Source organism: Streptomyces sp. NPDC047022, assembly GCF_040644155.1.
Taxonomy (GTDB): Bacteria; Actinomycetota; Actinomycetes; order Streptomycetales; family Streptomycetaceae; genus Streptomyces.
Genome location: NZ_JBEYVV010000010.1, coordinates 169,145 through 184,596, shown reverse-complemented (window position 1 = coordinate 184,596; position 15,452 = coordinate 169,145). Strand labels below are relative to the sequence as shown.

14 protein-coding genes are annotated in these 15,452 nt (G+C 70.5%); 7 read left to right on the top strand and 7 right to left on the bottom strand.

The window, feature by feature from the left end; all coding sequences use genetic code 11:
- Position 1 precedes the first annotated feature (1 nt).
- Complete coding sequence (locus ABZ845_RS14280) at positions 2–349, top strand: sodium:proton antiporter (RefSeq protein ID WP_360978170.1); 348 nt, start codon at positions 2–4, stop codon at positions 347–349.
- Positions 349–2,100: a proton-conducting transporter membrane subunit gene (locus ABZ845_RS14275; protein WP_360978052.1), complete on the top strand. Its 1,752-nt coding sequence runs from the start codon at positions 349–351 to the stop codon at positions 2,098–2,100. The genes ABZ845_RS14280 and ABZ845_RS14275 overlap by 1 nt, the downstream gene beginning before the upstream one ends.
- 20 nt (positions 2,101–2,120) lie before the next feature.
- Here the strand turns inward: ABZ845_RS14275 and ABZ845_RS14270 are convergent, their stop codons facing one another.
- From ABZ845_RS14270 to ABZ845_RS14260, 3 genes are all read right to left on the bottom strand, one after another.
- Entirely contained in the window at positions 2,121–2,891 is a 771-nt protein-coding gene (locus ABZ845_RS14270) for a maleylpyruvate isomerase N-terminal domain-containing protein (RefSeq protein ID WP_360978049.1), read from the bottom strand.
- A gap of 70 nt (positions 2,892–2,961) precedes the next feature.
- On the bottom strand, positions 2,962–3,237 hold the full coding sequence (locus ABZ845_RS14265; protein WP_360978046.1) for a hypothetical protein: 276 nt from the start codon (positions 3,235–3,237) through the stop codon (positions 2,962–2,964).
- Between the two features lie 21 nt (positions 3,238–3,258).
- Positions 3,259–4,167: a crotonase/enoyl-CoA hydratase family protein gene (locus ABZ845_RS14260; protein ID WP_360978043.1), complete on the bottom strand. Its 909-nt coding sequence runs from the start codon at positions 4,165–4,167 to the stop codon at positions 3,259–3,261.
- A gap of 260 nt (positions 4,168–4,427) precedes the next feature.
- Between ABZ845_RS14260 and ABZ845_RS14255 the strand changes: the two genes are divergently transcribed.
- On the top strand, positions 4,428–5,645 hold the full coding sequence (locus tag ABZ845_RS14255; RefSeq protein ID WP_360978041.1) for an FAD-dependent monooxygenase: 1,218 nt from the start codon (positions 4,428–4,430) through the stop codon (positions 5,643–5,645).
- 24 nt (positions 5,646–5,669) lie between these two features.
- On the opposite strand, the gene ABZ845_RS14250 is transcribed toward ABZ845_RS14255, so the two are convergent.
- The 4 genes from ABZ845_RS14250 to ABZ845_RS14235 all read right to left on the bottom strand — a co-directional run bounded on the left by ABZ845_RS14250 (position 5,670) and on the right by ABZ845_RS14235 (position 9,451).
- Positions 5,670–5,876, bottom strand: a complete 207-nt coding sequence (locus ABZ845_RS14250; RefSeq protein ID WP_360978038.1) for a hypothetical protein — start codon at positions 5,874–5,876, stop codon at positions 5,670–5,672.
- Positions 5,863–6,114, bottom strand: coding sequence for a DUF6400 family protein (locus ABZ845_RS14245; protein ID WP_360978035.1), 252 nt, complete (start codon positions 6,112–6,114; stop codon positions 5,863–5,865). The genes ABZ845_RS14250 and ABZ845_RS14245 overlap by 14 nt, the downstream gene beginning before the upstream one ends.
- Before the next feature lie 114 nt (positions 6,115–6,228).
- Positions 6,229–7,467: a SpoIIE family protein phosphatase gene (locus tag ABZ845_RS14240; protein ID WP_360978032.1), complete on the bottom strand. Its 1,239-nt coding sequence runs from the start codon at positions 7,465–7,467 to the stop codon at positions 6,229–6,231.
- Positions 7,468–7,555: 88 nt separating this feature from the next.
- On the bottom strand, positions 7,556–9,451 hold the full coding sequence (locus tag ABZ845_RS14235) for an ABC transporter ATP-binding protein (protein ID WP_360978167.1): 1,896 nt from the start codon (positions 9,449–9,451) through the stop codon (positions 7,556–7,558).
- A gap of 264 nt (positions 9,452–9,715) precedes the next feature.
- On the opposite strand from ABZ845_RS14235, the gene ABZ845_RS14230 reads away from it, so the two are divergent.
- From ABZ845_RS14230 to ABZ845_RS14215, 4 genes are all read left to right on the top strand, one after another.
- On the top strand, positions 9,716–10,678 hold the full coding sequence (locus tag ABZ845_RS14230) for a lysylphosphatidylglycerol synthase transmembrane domain-containing protein (RefSeq protein ID WP_360978029.1): 963 nt from the start codon (positions 9,716–9,718) through the stop codon (positions 10,676–10,678).
- A 235-nt stretch (positions 10,679–10,913) separates the two neighbouring features.
- Positions 10,914–11,678: a crotonase/enoyl-CoA hydratase family protein gene (locus ABZ845_RS14225; protein WP_360978026.1), complete on the top strand. Its 765-nt coding sequence runs from the start codon at positions 10,914–10,916 to the stop codon at positions 11,676–11,678.
- 249 nt (positions 11,679–11,927) lie between these two features.
- Positions 11,928–13,043 carry a mechanosensitive ion channel family protein gene (locus tag ABZ845_RS14220; protein WP_360978023.1) on the top strand — a complete coding sequence of 372 codons (1,116 nt, stop codon included), beginning with the start codon at positions 11,928–11,930 and terminating at the stop codon, positions 13,041–13,043.
- Positions 13,044–13,214: 171 nt separating this feature from the next.
- Positions 13,215–15,434, top strand: coding sequence for an NADP-dependent isocitrate dehydrogenase (locus ABZ845_RS14215; RefSeq protein ID WP_360978020.1), 2,220 nt, complete (start codon positions 13,215–13,217; stop codon positions 15,432–15,434).
- The last annotated feature ends 18 nt before the right edge of the window (positions 15,435–15,452 follow it).

Here is a 15,452-nt window from a genome sequence, read left to right as displayed (position 1 = left end):
GATGCACGTCTTCCCGTACCTGGTCGCCGTGTGGATCTTCCTGGCGGGCTGTTACGGCCTCGCGACCAGCCGGAACCTGATCCACGCCGTCGGCTGTCTGTCCGTGTGCCAGTCGGCGACGTACGTCCTGCTGCTCGCCGTCGGCTACCGCGACGGCGGCACCGCTCCGGTCTTCTCCGACCTGAAGCCCGGCACCCGGCCACTGGTGGATCCGGTCGTCCAGGCACTCACCCTCACCGACATCGTCGTCGGCGCCACCGTCACGGCGCTGCTGCTCGCGCTGGTCCTCCAGGCCGCCAAGCGCCATGGGACGGTCGACCCCGACGAGCTGATGGAGCTGCGCGGCTGATGCGTCATCTGCTCCCGCTCCTCGCTGCGGTGCCTCTGCTGGGCGCCGCGGTGCTCGTGGCCGCGGGGCGCGGACTGCCACGACGCGCTGCCGAGACCATCGCGTGCGCCGTCTCCGCAGGCGGGACCGCCCTGGCGCTGGTGCTGCTGCTCCACTCCTCGCCACCCCTGGTCGAGGTGGCGGGAGGGTGGCGGCCCGATATCGGCATCGTCCTCGTGGGAGACGGCCCGGCCCTCGGCATGGCAGCCCTCGCCTCTTCGCTGACGCTCGCGGCACTCGCCTACTCGTGGCGGTACTTCGATGAGCCGCCGCGCCGCCACGCCGGCTCCTTCCCGGCCCTGATGCTGGTGTTCCAGGCGGGCATGTGCGGCTTCGCGCTCGCCGGTGACCTGTTCAACGCCTTCGTGTTCTTCGAGCTGATGGGCGTCGTCGCCTACGCGCTGACCGGCTACCGGATCGACGAGGCGAAGGCCGTACAGGGCGCCCTGACCTTCGGCGTCATCAACTCCCTCGGCGGATACTCCTTGTTGATGGGGATCGGCCTGCTGTACGCGCGTACGGGTGAGCTGGGGATGGCGCGGATCGGGCGCGGTCTCGACGCTCATGGCGGGCCGGACGCCCTGGTACTCGCGGCGTTCGTGCTGGTGATGACAGGTCTGCTGGTGAAGGCCGCCGCCGTGCCGTTCCAGTTCTGGCTGCCGGACGCGCACGCGGTCGCCCCCACCCCGGTGTGCATGCTGCTGTCGGGCGTCATGGTGGAGCTGGGCGCCTACGGCGTGTGGCGGGTGTACACGACCGTCTTCGCGGGGCCGGGCGGAATCCCGGCTTCCGACCTGGAGCGCGCCCTGGTGGTGCTGGGTGCCGTGACGGCGGCGACAGGTGCGGTGCTGTGCTGGTACCAGCGGCACATCAAGCGGCTGCTGGCCTACTCCACCGTCGCCCACATGGGACTGTTCGTCATCGGTATCGGCGTGCTCAAGCCTGAGGCCGACGCCGGGGTGGCGCTGTACATTCTCGGGCACGCCGGGGTGAAGGCCGCCCTGTTCGCGTGTGCCGGTGTGCTCCTCGACCGGTACGGGAGCGTGGACGAACTGGCCCTGTACGGCAGGGCCGTGGGCCGGTTGCGCGGAGTGGGCGTGATGTTCGCGGTGGGCGCGCTCGGCCTCGCGGGCCTACCGCCGTTCGGCACGGCCCTCGGAAAGTCGCTCGTCGAGGAGGCCGTCGGCGGACCGCTCACCGCGCTGTACGTCCTCGCCTCGGCGGTCACCGCCGCCGCGGTACTGCGGATGACCGCGCGGGTGTTCTGGGGGCTCGGCCCACGCCCCTCCGACGCCGACGGCTACGAGACGAGCGGCTCGGACGAGGAGCCCGAGACCGAGGGCGTGCTCCGCCGGATCCCGGACACCATGACGGCCGTACCCGCCGTGCTGCTCGCCGCCGCGCTCGCCGTCGGTCTGGTCCCCGGGCTCGGTGAGGCGGTGGCCCGCGGTGTGGACGAGGCGCGGCCGGGCACCGCCGTGGTCCCGGTGCACTGGACGCTGCCCGGGATCCTGCTCGGCCTGCTGTCGACGCTGCTCGCACTGAGCCTGGCCGCCCTCGCGGTGGCCCGCCCGCACTGGGTGGCAGTCCCGGGCCGGGCGGGGCTTCTGCGCCGCCTGCAGTCAGGGCACCTCGGGGACTACGTGGCGTGGGTGCTGCTCGGCGCCACCGCGCTCGGGGTGCTCGCCCTGCCGGGCATCCTGGGCGGCTGAACCCGTGGAGCGACCGCGACTCAGTAGCCGCCCAGGAGGGCCCGCACCCTGCGCAGGGTCTCCGGTCCGACGCCGCTGTGCCAGCGGGAGGGGTCCGCGGGGCGCCGTCCCCACAACAGCAGGACTCGTACGGCCGCATCGCTCTCGATCGTGGCCGGACCCTCGGGCGCGGCGAACCGCACAGCGGTGCCGTCGGCGGCGGCTGTCACGACGATGTCGTCCGTTCCCGGCGTACGCAGCCGGCCCTCGACCCGTTCGCCCGGTCCCAGATCCAGGCCGGTATGTCCCCGGGCCAGCAACGGCCTGCCGACCGACACCACGCTGTGTTCCGTCATCCACGGCTCGTTCAGCGCCTGCACGGCCGTCCGGTCGTCGCCGGTCAGGTCCCAGCGGTGCAGGATCAGTTCTTCACGCATGTGCTCAGCGAAGAACGGAGCCTTCACAGTCCGTCCGGTCCACGTCACCTCCGTGTCCGGCGCCAGGTCCTGTGCGGCGGCCGACGCGGTCTCGGCGAGCTGCTCGCAGCGGTTCATGAACGCCGCCCAGAGCTCGGAGTCGGACATCCGCCGGTACGGGGCCTCTCTGTCGAAGCCTCTGGTCCGAACCGGTGTTCCGTCGAGGAACGCCTGGAGCACCCGGGCCAGCTCCTCGGCGTTGCCCGCCTGATGGACAAGGACGTCCCGCACCGTCCACGCCTCGCACCACGTGCCGTCGTCGGGCCGCCGCGCCTGCACGGCGTGAACGAAGGGCGCAAGCTCGGGGAGCGCTTCGTCGACGTGAGAGGGAATCACGTGCGGATGGGTTCCTCGGCTGAACGCCGGTCAAACCAGCAAGCGCCCGGCCCGGCTTCGGTGACGACCTCTACGACCCGCTGAAGGGATTTCCGGCCGCCCACAGTTCCTGATGACTGACAAACCGGCATTCCCCTGTCAGACGGTGTACCGAGACACAGGGAGGCCCGTAGACGAGATACTTTTCCTCTCTGGTGGTCTGGTATTTGACGGACTGATAGGTGAAATAGAAGAACTCTCCCTTCGCCGCCTTGTGGCTGTCCTCTTCGAAGAGAGCGACTTCATGGTCCCAGTCCGCGCTCGCCAGCCGAAGAAAATCCGCCGCCGGCCGTTCCGCCTGCTCCATCGTGTACACCACAGTTCACAGTCACTTGCCGGGCAGCGTGCCCGTGTCTTCCAGGTCTTCCGGAGTCGGCACCGGACCGCCTCCATTGGGCATCCAGCGGCCCGAATCGCGCCAGGCGACGGCCTGGTGGAAGCCGTGGGTGGCGGCGAACTCCTGGAACCAGCGTCCCTCGGGCGAGTGACGGGTGATGCCGTCGAACAGTGTCGCCAGGATCTGGGTACCGTGCAGACCCATGTTGTCGTACGCCTGGTTGATCATGAGCTTCTGCATGGCGAGCTGGTTGACCGGCACCCCGGCGATACGGTCCGCGAGCTTCTCGACCTCCGCGTCCAGCTCCTGCGCCTGCACGGACTGAAGGACCAGGCCCCACTCCGCGGCCGTACGGCCGTCGATGGTGTCGCCGGTCAGCAGCATGCGCTTGGCGCGTTCGGCGCCCAGCCGGTACACCCACATGGCGGTCGTGGGGCAACCCCAGACACGGGCCGGCATGTATCCGATCCGGGCGTCCTCCGCCATGATCACAAGGTCGCAGGACAGGGCGATGTCACTGCCGCCCGCGACGGCATGGCCATGGACCTTGGCGATGGTGGGCTTCAGCGAACGCCACAGCGAGAAGTAGTCGTCGGTGAACCCCTTCATCGCGGTGAAGTCCTTGATGGGATCCCACACCCCGTCACCATCCGCCGAGCCCTGGGCGCCCTGCCCGTTCTCGGCGAAGATCTTGAGGTCGTACCCGGTGCAGAAGGCACGTCCGGCGCCCTGCAGCACGATCACATGCACGTCGGAGTCCTCATTGGCCCGCTTGACGGCCGCCGCCAGCTCTCCGGGCATCCGGGAGTCGATGGCGTTCAGCCGGTCCGGCCGGTTCAGGGTGAGGTACGCCTTGCGGTCCTTGGTCTCGTACAGGACCGTCGGTTCGACGTCGTTCATGGTTTCTCCCAGGTAGGGCGGGACAGGCCTTGGTGACGCGAGAACGGCGTGCACATTACACATAGTTCAGTGTGGGTGCACTGACTTCACGTATTCCGTGCACGTCGGAGACTTGCCGCACCTGCCGGGGTGCCGAACGGGTCCCGTCGGTGTCCTGTCGGCGACTTGTCGGCTCCCCGTCCGGGCCTGTCGGTGCGTCGTCGGCGGCGTCGGCCAGTCTGGGATCCACGCAAGACCTGACGACCGATGAGGAGTCCACCATGACCGCCCATTTGGAACCGACGAGCCCCAAGGCCACGAGCGTCCTGATCTCCGGCGCCAGCATCGCCGGCCCCACCCTTGCCTATTGGCTGAGCCGGTACGGGTTCGACGTCACCGTGGTGGAGCGGGCCGACGGTCTGAGGCCCGGAGGGCAGGCGATCGACGTGCGGGGCCCGGCGCTGGAGGTGGCCGAGCGCATGGGCGTGCTGGATGCCGTACGCGCGCGGTGCACCGGCCTGCGCGGCATGTCGACCGTCGGCCATGACGGCAACGAACTGTCCAGGACCACCGAGTTCACCGCCAGCGGCGGACAGATCGACAGTCCCGACATCGAGATCCTGCGCGACGACCTCGCCCGGATCCTGTTCGACGCGGGCGGCAGCGACATCGAGTACCTCTTCGACGACTCCATCGCCGCCCTCGAGCAGGACGACAAGGAGGTGCGGGTCGTGTTCCGCAGCGGAACGACACGCGCCTTCGACCTGGTCATCGGCGCCGACGGGGTGCACTCGACCACGCGGCGGCTCGTGTTCGGGCCGGAGGAGGACCACCTCCACCACCTGGGTGGCTATATCGGCGTGTGGTCGGCGTCCAACCATCTCGGCCTGGACCGCTGGGAAGTGGCGTACCCGATGCCGGGCAGCGGCCTGCTGGGCGCGTTGGTGATGACCGCCCGGGACAACGCGGAGACGCGCGTCTTCATCGGTATCGAGTCGGCCGAGCCGCCGTCGCGCTTCCTTCCGCGCGATGTCACGGAGCAGAAGCGCCTGGTGGCCGACGCCTACGCGAACGCGGAGTGGGAGATGCCGAGGCTGCTCAAGGAGATGTGGGACGCCCCCGACTTCCATCTCGACTCCGTGGCGCACATCCGTATGGAGTCCTGGTCCCACGGCCGGGTCGCGCTCCTCGGCGACGCGGGTTACTGCGCCTCCCCCGCCTCCGGCATGGGCACCACCATGGCCATGGCCGCCGCGTATGTCCTGGCGGGCGAACTCCGGGCCGCCGCGGGAGACCACCGCGCCGCCTTCACGGCGTACGAGAGCGAGCTGCGCGAGTTCGTGGCCACATGCCAGCAGATCGCCCTGGTCGGCATTGCCCAGCGGCTGCAGGCGGAGGGGGCGGACGCGGACCTGGACGAGGAGTTCGCCAGGCACAAGAACGCGGACTACGCCGGGCTCCTCGAGAAGCTCTGCGCCTTCCGGCTCAAGGACTACTGATCCCGCGCCCCGGCCAGGGACCGGTCAGCGGGAGGTGTCCTGGTCCCAGACATGGGCGCAGTTCGGGCACTGCAGATGGACCACATGGCCCTTGCTGGACAGCAGATACCGCCAGTGCACATGGCAGGTGCGGCCCGCGGTGCAGGCCTCGCAGCCGTCCTGGTCGCGGCAGTGCGGACAGGGCAGCCAGGCGCGGCGAGCCCTGTCGGCGTGGGGATCAATCGGAAGCATGACCGCCTCCGAGATCGGGAGGCAGCACTCCGGCCGCCACAAGGCGGTCGTAGATCTCCTGCTGCTGGGCGTCGAGACCGGAGTAGAGCATCCGGTACGCCTCGTTCTCGTCCTTCAGCCGCGCCACCGGGTCCCAGTCGGGTCCCATCGCCGCGAAGAACTCCGCCCGCCGACGTGCTTCGTCGACGGAGAGGTCCATCTCGAATATGTGGTGGTCGGTGGTGCTCTCGTGGGCCATGAGCGGACTTTCCTGCATGAAATCGGGCAGATATTCGACCTTTCTATCAAGGAAAGGGGGATTTCAGGACAGGCTGCCCGGGAGATCCTGGTCACGTGACACCGGCCCGCGCCGTCACAGACGGACGACGACCAGGGCGATGTCGTCCCGTGCGCCACCGGCCACGCCGAGCTGCGCCAGCAGGGCGTCCGACAGACGCTCCGGATCGAGGCCGCGGTAGTGGGAGAGGGCGTCGGTCAGCCGGCTCAGGCCCGTCTCCAGATGCTCGCCACGGCGTTCGATCAGCCCGTCGGTGTAGAGGACAAGGGTGTCGCCGGGAGTGTAGGTCTGGCCGGCCTGGGGCCGGGGCACATGCTGGGGCCGGGCGCCGAGCGGCGGATCCGTCGCCTGGTCCAGCAGATCGTAGGTGCCGTCCGGGTGGACGAGGACGGGGGGCGGGTGGCCCGCGCTGCTGTAGATGATCAGTTCGCTGCGCGTGTCCACCATGGCCTTGACCGCGGTGGTGTTCAGCGCGCCCTCGACCGAGCGGGCGTACAGGCCGAGAACCTCCAGCGCCTGGGCGGGCCGCTCCAGCGCGCGGGTGGCCGCGCTCAGCGCGCTGCGGAGCATCCCCATCACTGCGGCTGCCTCCAGGCCGTGGCCGACGACGTCACCGACCGCCACCGCGAACCGTGTCTCGGACAGATCGATCACGTCGTACCAGTCGCCGCAAACGTTCAGGGAGCCGGTCGCCGGCAGATAGCGCACCGCCACGTTCTCGTGGTGGGCCAGATCGGGTGCCTGGAGCATGGCCTCCTGGAGCGCGACGGCCACCGTGCGCTCGCGGGTGTGTGCGAGCCGCAGCTCCTCGTTCAGCCGCTGGAGCTCGCGGGCGCGTGCGTACAGTTCCGCCTCCAGGGCCTCGCGCTCGGTGAGCTGCTTGGACGGACTCCAGCCGTCCCTGGCGTGGGTCTGCATATAGGCGGTGACATCCTCCGCGCGGTGGATGATCCACGCCACGCTCCCGTCCGGAGCGAGGATCGGCGTGTTGACGGGAGACCACCAGCGTTCCTCGAACGCGCCAGGCCGGCCGATGACCGGGATGTCGTACTTCTGCAGCGCCATCGTGTCCGGCTGCCGGGAGATCAGTACACGGTGCAGTGAGGCGTTCAGGTTCCGCACACCGTCCGCTTCCGGGTCGTCCGGGTTGTCGGGGAAGGCCACGAAGATGTTCTGGCCGATCAGGTCGTCCCGGGTCCGGTTGGTCGCGTCCAGGTATGCCTGGTTGACCTCCGCGATCACCAGGTCGGGGGCCAGTACGAGGTAGGGGCTCGGGGTGGCGGCGAACAGCGCCGCGTAGTCCATCTCCGCCATCGCCGCCTCTCCCTCCGCCGCCCCCCTTCACGCTACGAGCCGCCCAGCTCGGGCGCCCACCGGGAACACGACGACGTCCCGCCGGGGTCTACGCCACGGCCTCCGCGTCGTCCGCCCCGTCCTCACCCGCCACCTGCGCGAACTGCGTCCGGTACAGCTGTGCGTACCGCCCGCCCGCAACCAGCAGCTCCTCGTGCGTGCCCCGCTCCACGATCCGCCCCTCCTCCACGACGAGGATCGCGTCGGCGGCTCGTACGGTGGACAGCCGGTGGGCGATGACGACGGCGGTACGGCCCGCCAGCGCCTCCGCGAGGGCCTCCTGGACGGCGGCTTCGGAGGTGTTGTCGAGGTGGGCGGTGGCCTCGTCGAGGATCACGACGCGCTGCCGGGCCAGCAGCAGCCGGGCGATGGTCAGACGCTGGCGTTCGCCGCCCGACAGACGGTAGCCCCGCTCGCCCACCACCGTGTCGAGTCCGTCGGGCAGGGCGCGGACGACGTCGTCGAGACGTGCCCGCAGCACCGCGTCCCACAGCTCGTCGTCGGTCGCCTCCGGGCGGGCGAGAAGCAGGTTGGCCCGCACCGTGTCGTGGAAGAGATGGCCGTCCTGGGTGACCATGCCGAGGGTCGCGCGCAGCGAGACGGCACTCAGCTCGCGCACATCGACGCCGCCGACGCGGACCACGCCCCCCTCGACGTCGTAGAGCCGTGGGAGCAGGGCCGCGATGGTGGACTTGCCGGCGCCGGAGGAGCCCACGAGCGCGACCGTCTGCCCCGGTTCGGCGCGGAAGGAGATGCCGTGGAGGATCTCGGCCCCGCCGCGTGTGTCGAGCGAGGCGACCTCCTCCAGCGAGGCGAGGGAGACCTTGTCGGCGGCCGGGTAGCCGAAGCGGACGTCCTGGAACTCCACCGCCACCGGTCCGTCCGGGACCTGCCGCGCATCCGGCGCCTCCTCGATCAGCGGCTCGAGGTCGAGCACCTCGAAGACGCGCTCGAAGCTGACGAGTGCGCTCATGACCTCGACGCGCGCGCCCGCGAGCGATGTGAGCGGGGCATAGAGCCGGGTGAGCAGCAGGGCGAGCGAGACGACGGCACCCGCCTGAAGGCTGCCGCGGAGCGCGAACCAGCCGCCGAGTCCGTAGACCAGGGCGAGCGCCAGGGCCGAGACCAGCGTGAGCGCGGTGATGAACGCCGACTGCGCCATCGCCGTACGCACCCCGATGTCACGCACCCGCCGCGCCCGCGCCGCGAACTCGGCGGACTCCTCGTCCGGGCGCCCGAAGAGCTTGACCAGCGTGGCGCCGGGCGCGGAGAAGCGCTCGGTCATCCGGGTGCCCATCGCGGCGTTGAGGTCGGCCGCCTCCCGCTGCAGGCGCGCCATGCGGCTGCCCATGCGTCGCGCCGGGATGACGAAGACCGGCAGCAGTACGAGGGCGAGCAGGGTGATCTGCCAGGACAGGGTCAGCATCACCGCGAGCGTGAGCAGCAGGGTGACCACGTTGCCGACGACTCCCGACAGGGTGTTGCTGAAGGCGCGCTGGGCGCCGATGACGTCGTTGTTGAGACGGGAGACGAGCGCTCCCGTACGAGTGCGTGTGAAGAACGCGACCGGCATGCGCTGCACATGATCGAACACAGCCGTCCGAAGATCGAGGATGAGGCTCTCCCCCAGGGTGGCCGAAAGCCGGCGCCCGAGCAGTCCGAGTGCCGCCTCGGCGAGCGCGATGAGGGCGATGAACAACGACAGCCGTACGACGGTGCCGCGGTCGCCGTGCGACACGATCGCGTCGACGACGTGGCCGGCCAGCACCGGGGTGGCGACGGCCAGCAGCGCGGTCACCACGCTCACCACCACGAACTGCGCGATACGGGGGCGGTGCGGGCGGGCGAACGCCCCGATGCGGCTCAGCGTGGCGCGGGCGAAGGGGCGGCGCTCCTGCTGCGCGGTCATGACGCTGTGCAGCTGCTGCCATGCGGTGGTCTCCATGCTCATGGGAGAGACGTTAGAACCTCAAGCAACCTTGAGGTCAACCTTCGGCGCATCCGGCGCCCGTCGGATGCCGAGGCCCGCACCCGGGTCGCCCCCGCAGCCCCCGCAGCCCCTGCAGTCCCAGCCGCCACGGCCGTCCCGGCAGGTCCGTACCCCGGCGCTCCGGGTGCTCCCGGCTCTCCCGTGCCTTGCCCGGCACGTCAGGCGGTGTCCGCACACACGCAACCTCACGTTGGTGCGGCGCGGAAAACCTCTGCCGATGTGACTGCCGTACGTCTCCCTCAGGGACTCCCCAGACGTCTCCCGGTCCGCCAGGTCCTGTGCCTCGTCCCGCTCGCGCTGGTGCTCGTGGTCGCGGTGCAGCACCGGTCGGTGCTCGCGGAGGGTTTCGGCCATCTCCGGTCGGCGGAGTGGCCCTGGCTGGTGGTGGCCGCCGCCGCGACCTGTCTGACCTGGGTCGCCGCGGCGTTCACCCGGCAGGGCGCGGTGGTGCAGCGCCTGCCCGCACGCCGTCTGCTCGCCACGCAGTTCGCGGCGGGCGCGGCGAACCATCTGCTGCCGACCGGCCTGGGCGCCAGTGCGGTCAATCTGCGCTTCATGACGGTGTGCGGGGTGCCGCTGGCCCGCTCATCGGCTGCGCTCGCGCTGTACATGCTCGCCGAGGCGATCACCCGGACCGGTCTGCTGCTGGTCCTGCTCGTCGCCTTCCCGGACGCGCTGCGTCTGGGCGGTGTCGTCCCCTCCTCGGCGGCCGGACCGCTGCTGTTCGCCGCCGCCGGTGCGGTGTGCGTCGCGGTGGCGGTGCTCCTGTCGGTACGGCGGCTGCGTACGGCGGTGCTCTCCTTCCTGCGTACGGCGCTGTACGAGGCCCGCACGGTGCACTCCCGGCCCGCCCGGGCGCTGGCCCTGTGGGGCGGATCGCTGGCCTTTCCCGTACTGCAGGCGGCCGGGCTGACCGCGGTGGGCCGGGCGATGGAGCTTCCGGTCCCGCCCGCGCACATGGCCATCGCCTACCTCGCGGCGACGCTCGCGGTCGCCGCCGTGCCCACGCCGGGCGGCATCGGCTCGGTGGAGGCGGCCCTGGTGGTGGCCCTCGTCGCGGCGGGCGGCCCGGTGGCCGTGGCGACGGCGGTGGTCCTGGCCTTCCGGATCATCACGGTGTGGCTGCCGCTGCTGCCCGGGGCGCTCACGCTGGGGGCACTGATGCGGCTGAAGGTGATCTGACGCCGACGGTACGGATGGACACCGGACACCGGACCGACCGTTCGATCGCCGGACACCTGCTCGACCGGCCGAGCATCGGGCGCCGGCCCGATCAGCCGGCGGCCGGACATCGCATCGGCCGGACAGCGCATCTACTCGCGAGTAACCTCATTCGGGCCAGCCTTCCAGTCCTCCCGCCCAGTCCTCCCGCCCAGTCCTCCCGCCCAGTCCTCCCGCCCTCCGAAGGGACAGCCCGATGCCGGTCCGGATCGAACGCCAGGGGTACGTCACCACAGTCGTCCTCTCCCGCCCCGAGGCCCGTAACGCGGTGGACGGGCCCACCGCCGCCGCGCTGGCCGACGCCTTCCGCGAGTTCGAGGCCGACGACTCGGCCCGGGTGGCGGTTCTCTGGGGCGAGGGCGGGACGTTCTGCGCGGGCGCGGACCTCAAGGCGATCGGCACCGAGCGCGGCAACCGCGTGGCGGAGGACGGCGACGGTCCGATGGGACCGACCCGGATGCGGCTGTCGAAGCCGGTGATCGCGGCGGTCGCCGGGCACGCGGTGGCCGGCGGGCTCGAACTGGCGCTGTGGTGCGATCTGCGGGTGGCCGAGGAGGACGCCGTGTTCGGTGTCTTCTGCCGCCGCTGGGGCGTTCCGCTCATCGACGGCGGAACGGTGCGGCTGCCGCGGCTGATCGGGACCAGCAGGGCGATGGACATGATCCTCACCGGGCGCCCCGTCACGGCACAGGAGGCACGGGAGATGGGCCTCGCCAACCGTGTCGTGCCGACGGGCCGCGCCCGGACCGAGGCCGAGGAACTGGCCACGCTCATCGGCCGCTTCCCGCAGCCGTGCCTGCGCGGCGACCGCGCCTCCGTACTCGACCAGGAGGGCCTGGACGAGGCGGCGGCGATGCGGGGCGAACTGCGGTACGGCATGGACGTACTGGCCGGGAGCCAGGAGGGTGCCGCCCGTTTCGCGTCGGGGGCCGGACGGCACGGGTCGTTCACGGACCTGTGACGCCCGCGCACGGATCGGCTCGTCCCGGACCTCGCGGTCTTCCCGGATCCCGCGGCCCTGCCGGACCTCAAGGGCTGCTGGTGACCGGCCCGGTGACGGACCGGCAGCGGCGTACGGCAGGATGAGTGCCCGCTCCGGCGGCGCACGCACGCCGGAGGTGATCGTGCAGTCCGTGATTCGAGCAGGTGGCAAGGTGACATACCCTCACATCCGGTTTTGGGGCCCTCTCTCCGGCGCGGGAGGTGACCGATGAACCGTGCCGTCACCCTCGACGACCTGATGCTCGCCGGAACAGCCCTGGCCGCGGGACTCGTGGGAGCGTTCCTGCTGAGGATGCTGCTGCGCTGGCTGGGCACACACGCGAGCCGCACCAAGTGGAGCGGTGACGATGTGATCGTGGACGCCCTGCGGACCGTGGTTCCGTGGGCCGCGATCGCCGGCGGCGCGGCCTCCGCGGCGGCGCTGCTGCCTCTCACCCGGACGGTGCAGCACCACGTCGACCAGATCCTGAGCGTGCTGCTGATCTTCGTCGCGACGCTGAGCGCCGCCCGAGTGATCGCCGGCCTGGTGCGGTCGGTCACCCAGTCACGGTCCGGGGTCGCCGGTTCGGCCACGATCTTCGTGAACATCACCCGTGTCGTGGTGCTGGCCATGGGCTTCCTGGTGATGCTGCAGACACTGGGCATCTCCATCGCGCCGCTGCTCACCGCGCTGGGCGTGGGCGGTCTGGCCGTCGCGCTCGCGCTCCAGGACACCCTCGCCAACCTCTTCGCGGGCATCCACATCCTGGCCTCGAAGACCGTCCAGCCCGGCGACTACATCCGGCTGAGCAGCGGCGAGGAGGGCTATGTCATGGACATCAACTGGCGGCAGACGACCGTCCGCCAGCTCTCCAACAACCTCGTCGTCATCCCCAACGGGCAGCTCGCCCGGACGAACATGATCAACTACACCCGTCCCGAGCAGCAGCTGACGGTCCTGGTACAGGTCGGGGTCGGTTACGACAGCGATCTGGAGCATGTCGAGAAGGTCACCACCGAGGTCGTCGCCGAGGTGATGACGGAGATCACCGGTGCGGTCCCGGACCATGAGCCGGCCATCCGCTTCCACACGTTCGGCGACTCCCGGATCGGCTTCACGGTGATCCTCGGCGTCGGCGAGTTCAGTGACCAGTACCGCATCAAGCACGAGTTCATCAAGCGGCTGCACAAGCGCTACCGGGCCGAGGGAATCCGGATCCCGGCGCCGGCCCGGACGGTCGCGCTCCAGCAGGCCTCGGCCGTGATACCGCAGCAGCGCGCCGGCGACGGGACGGTGGTCGTCGAGCAGGACGGCACGCACACCGCCGCTCTGCTGGACATGTGAAGCGCGACGGCACCGGCGCGCACGGACGCCCGGCCCAGGACGTGTGCGAAATCCCGGCCGCCCCGCGCGGACACGGCACGTCCCGGGTCGGTGCGGACCCCTGTCGAGCCAGGGTCGATCACGAGATATCTTGATGTCGAGCAATGTTGCAGACGTGGAGCGGAGCACCCGGTGACTGACTCGACCATCATTTACACACACACTGACGAGGCCCCGGCCCTGGCGACGTATTCCTTCCTGCCGGTGGTCCAGGCCTACGCCTCGCAGGCGGGTGTCGCCGTGGAGACCCGGGACATCTCGCTGGCCGGGCGCATCCTCGCGGTCTTCCCCGAGTACCTGACCGAGGACCAGCGGATCGGCGACCACCTCGCCGAGCTGGGTGAGCTGGCGAAGACCCCCGCCGCGAACATCATCAAGCTGCCGAACATCTCGGCGTCCGTCCCGCAGCTCAAGGCCGCCGTCGCCGAGCTCAAGGGCCAGGGCTACGCGCTGCCGGACTACCCGGACGAGCCGAAGACCGACGAGGAGCGGGAGATCCGCGCCCGTTACGACAAGATCAAGGGCTCGGCCGTGAACCCGGTCCTGCGCGAGGGCAACAGCGACCGCCGCGCTCCCGCGTCGGTCAAGAACTACGCCAAGACCCACCCGCACCGCATGGGCGCATGGACCGCCGAGTCCAAGACGAATGTGGCGACCATGGGCGTGGACGACTTCCGCTCCACCGAGAAGTCCGTGGTGATCTCCGAGGCCGGTGCGCTGCGCATCGAGCTGAAGGGCGACGACGGCTCCACCACCGTGCTGCGCGAGTCGGTACCGGTGCTCGCGGACGAGGTCGTGGACGCCTCCGTGATGCGTGTAGGCGCGCTGCGCGAGTTCCTGACCGCGCAGGTCGCCCGCGCCAAGGAGGAGGGCGTTCTCTTCTCCGTGCACCTGAAGGCCACGATGATGAAGGTCTCCGACCCGATCGTCTTCGGCCACGTGGTGCGCGCCTTCTTCCCGAAGACCTTCGCGCAGTACGGCGAGACGTTCGCCACCGCCGGCCTGACCCCGAACGACGGCCTGGGCGGCATCCTCAAGGGCCTGGAGGGCCTGCCGGAGGGCGCCGCGATCAAGGCGTCCTTCGAGGCCGAGCTGGCCGACGGCCCGGCTCTGGCCATGGTCGACTCCGACAAGGGCATCACCAACCTGCATGTCCCCTCCGACGTCATCGTGGACGCCTCCATGCCGGCCATGATCCGCACCTCCGGCCACATGTGGGGCCCGGACGGCCAAGAGGCCGACACCCTCGCGGTCCTGCCGGACTCCTCCTACGCGGGCGTCTACCAGGCCGTGCTCGACGACTGCCGTGCCCACGGCGCCTACAACCCGGCCACCATGGGCTCGGTCCCGAACGTCGGCCTCATGGCGCAGAAGGCCGAGGAGTACGGCAGCCACGACAAGACCTTCGAGATCCCGGTCACCGGCACGGTCCGCCTGGTCGACCAGGCCGGCAACGTCGTCCTGGAGCAGACGGTCTCCGCGGGCGACATCTTCCGCGCCTGCCAGACCAAGGACGCACCGATCAAGGACTGGGTGAAGCTCGCCGTCACGCGCGCCCGCGCCACCGGCGACCCGGCGGTGTTCTGGCTGGACGAGACCCGCGCCCACGACGCCAACCTGATCGCCAAGGTCAAGCAGTACCTGACGGAGCACGACACCGAGGGCCTGGACATCCGCGTCCTGTCCCCCGTCGAGGCCACCAAGCTGTCGGTGGAGCGCATCCGCCGAGGCGAGAACACCATCTCCGTCACCGGCAACGTGCTGCGCGACTACCTGACGGACCTGTTCCCGATCCTGGAGCTGGGCACCAGCGCCAAGATGCTGTCGGTGGTCCCGCTGATGGCGGGCGGCGGCCTCTTCGAGACGGGCGCGGGCGGCTCCGCCCCCAAGCACGTCCAGCAGCTGGTCAAGGAGGACTACCTGCGCTGGGACTCCCTCGGTGAGTTCTTCGCCCTGGTGCCGTCCTTGGAGCAGTACGCGAAGACCACCGGCAACCAGCGTGCCCAGGTGCTCGCGGACACCCTCGACCGCGCCACGGCGACCTTCCTCAACGAGGACAAGTCGCCGACGCGTCGCCTCGGCGGCATCGACAACCGCGGCAGCCACTTCTACCTGTCCCTCTACTGGGCACAGGAGCTGGCGCGGCAGACCGACGACGCCGAGCTGGCCAAGGCGTTCGCCCCGCTGGCCGAGACGCTCTCCGCGAACGAGCAGAAGATCGTCGACGAGCTGAACGCAGTCCAGGGCAAGTCGGCCGACATCGGCGGCTACTACCAGCCCGACCCCGCCAAGGCCGCCGCGGTCATGCGCCCGTCGGCCACCTGGAACCAGGCGCTGGCGTCCCTCGCGTAAGCGACACCCCCGCGGCAC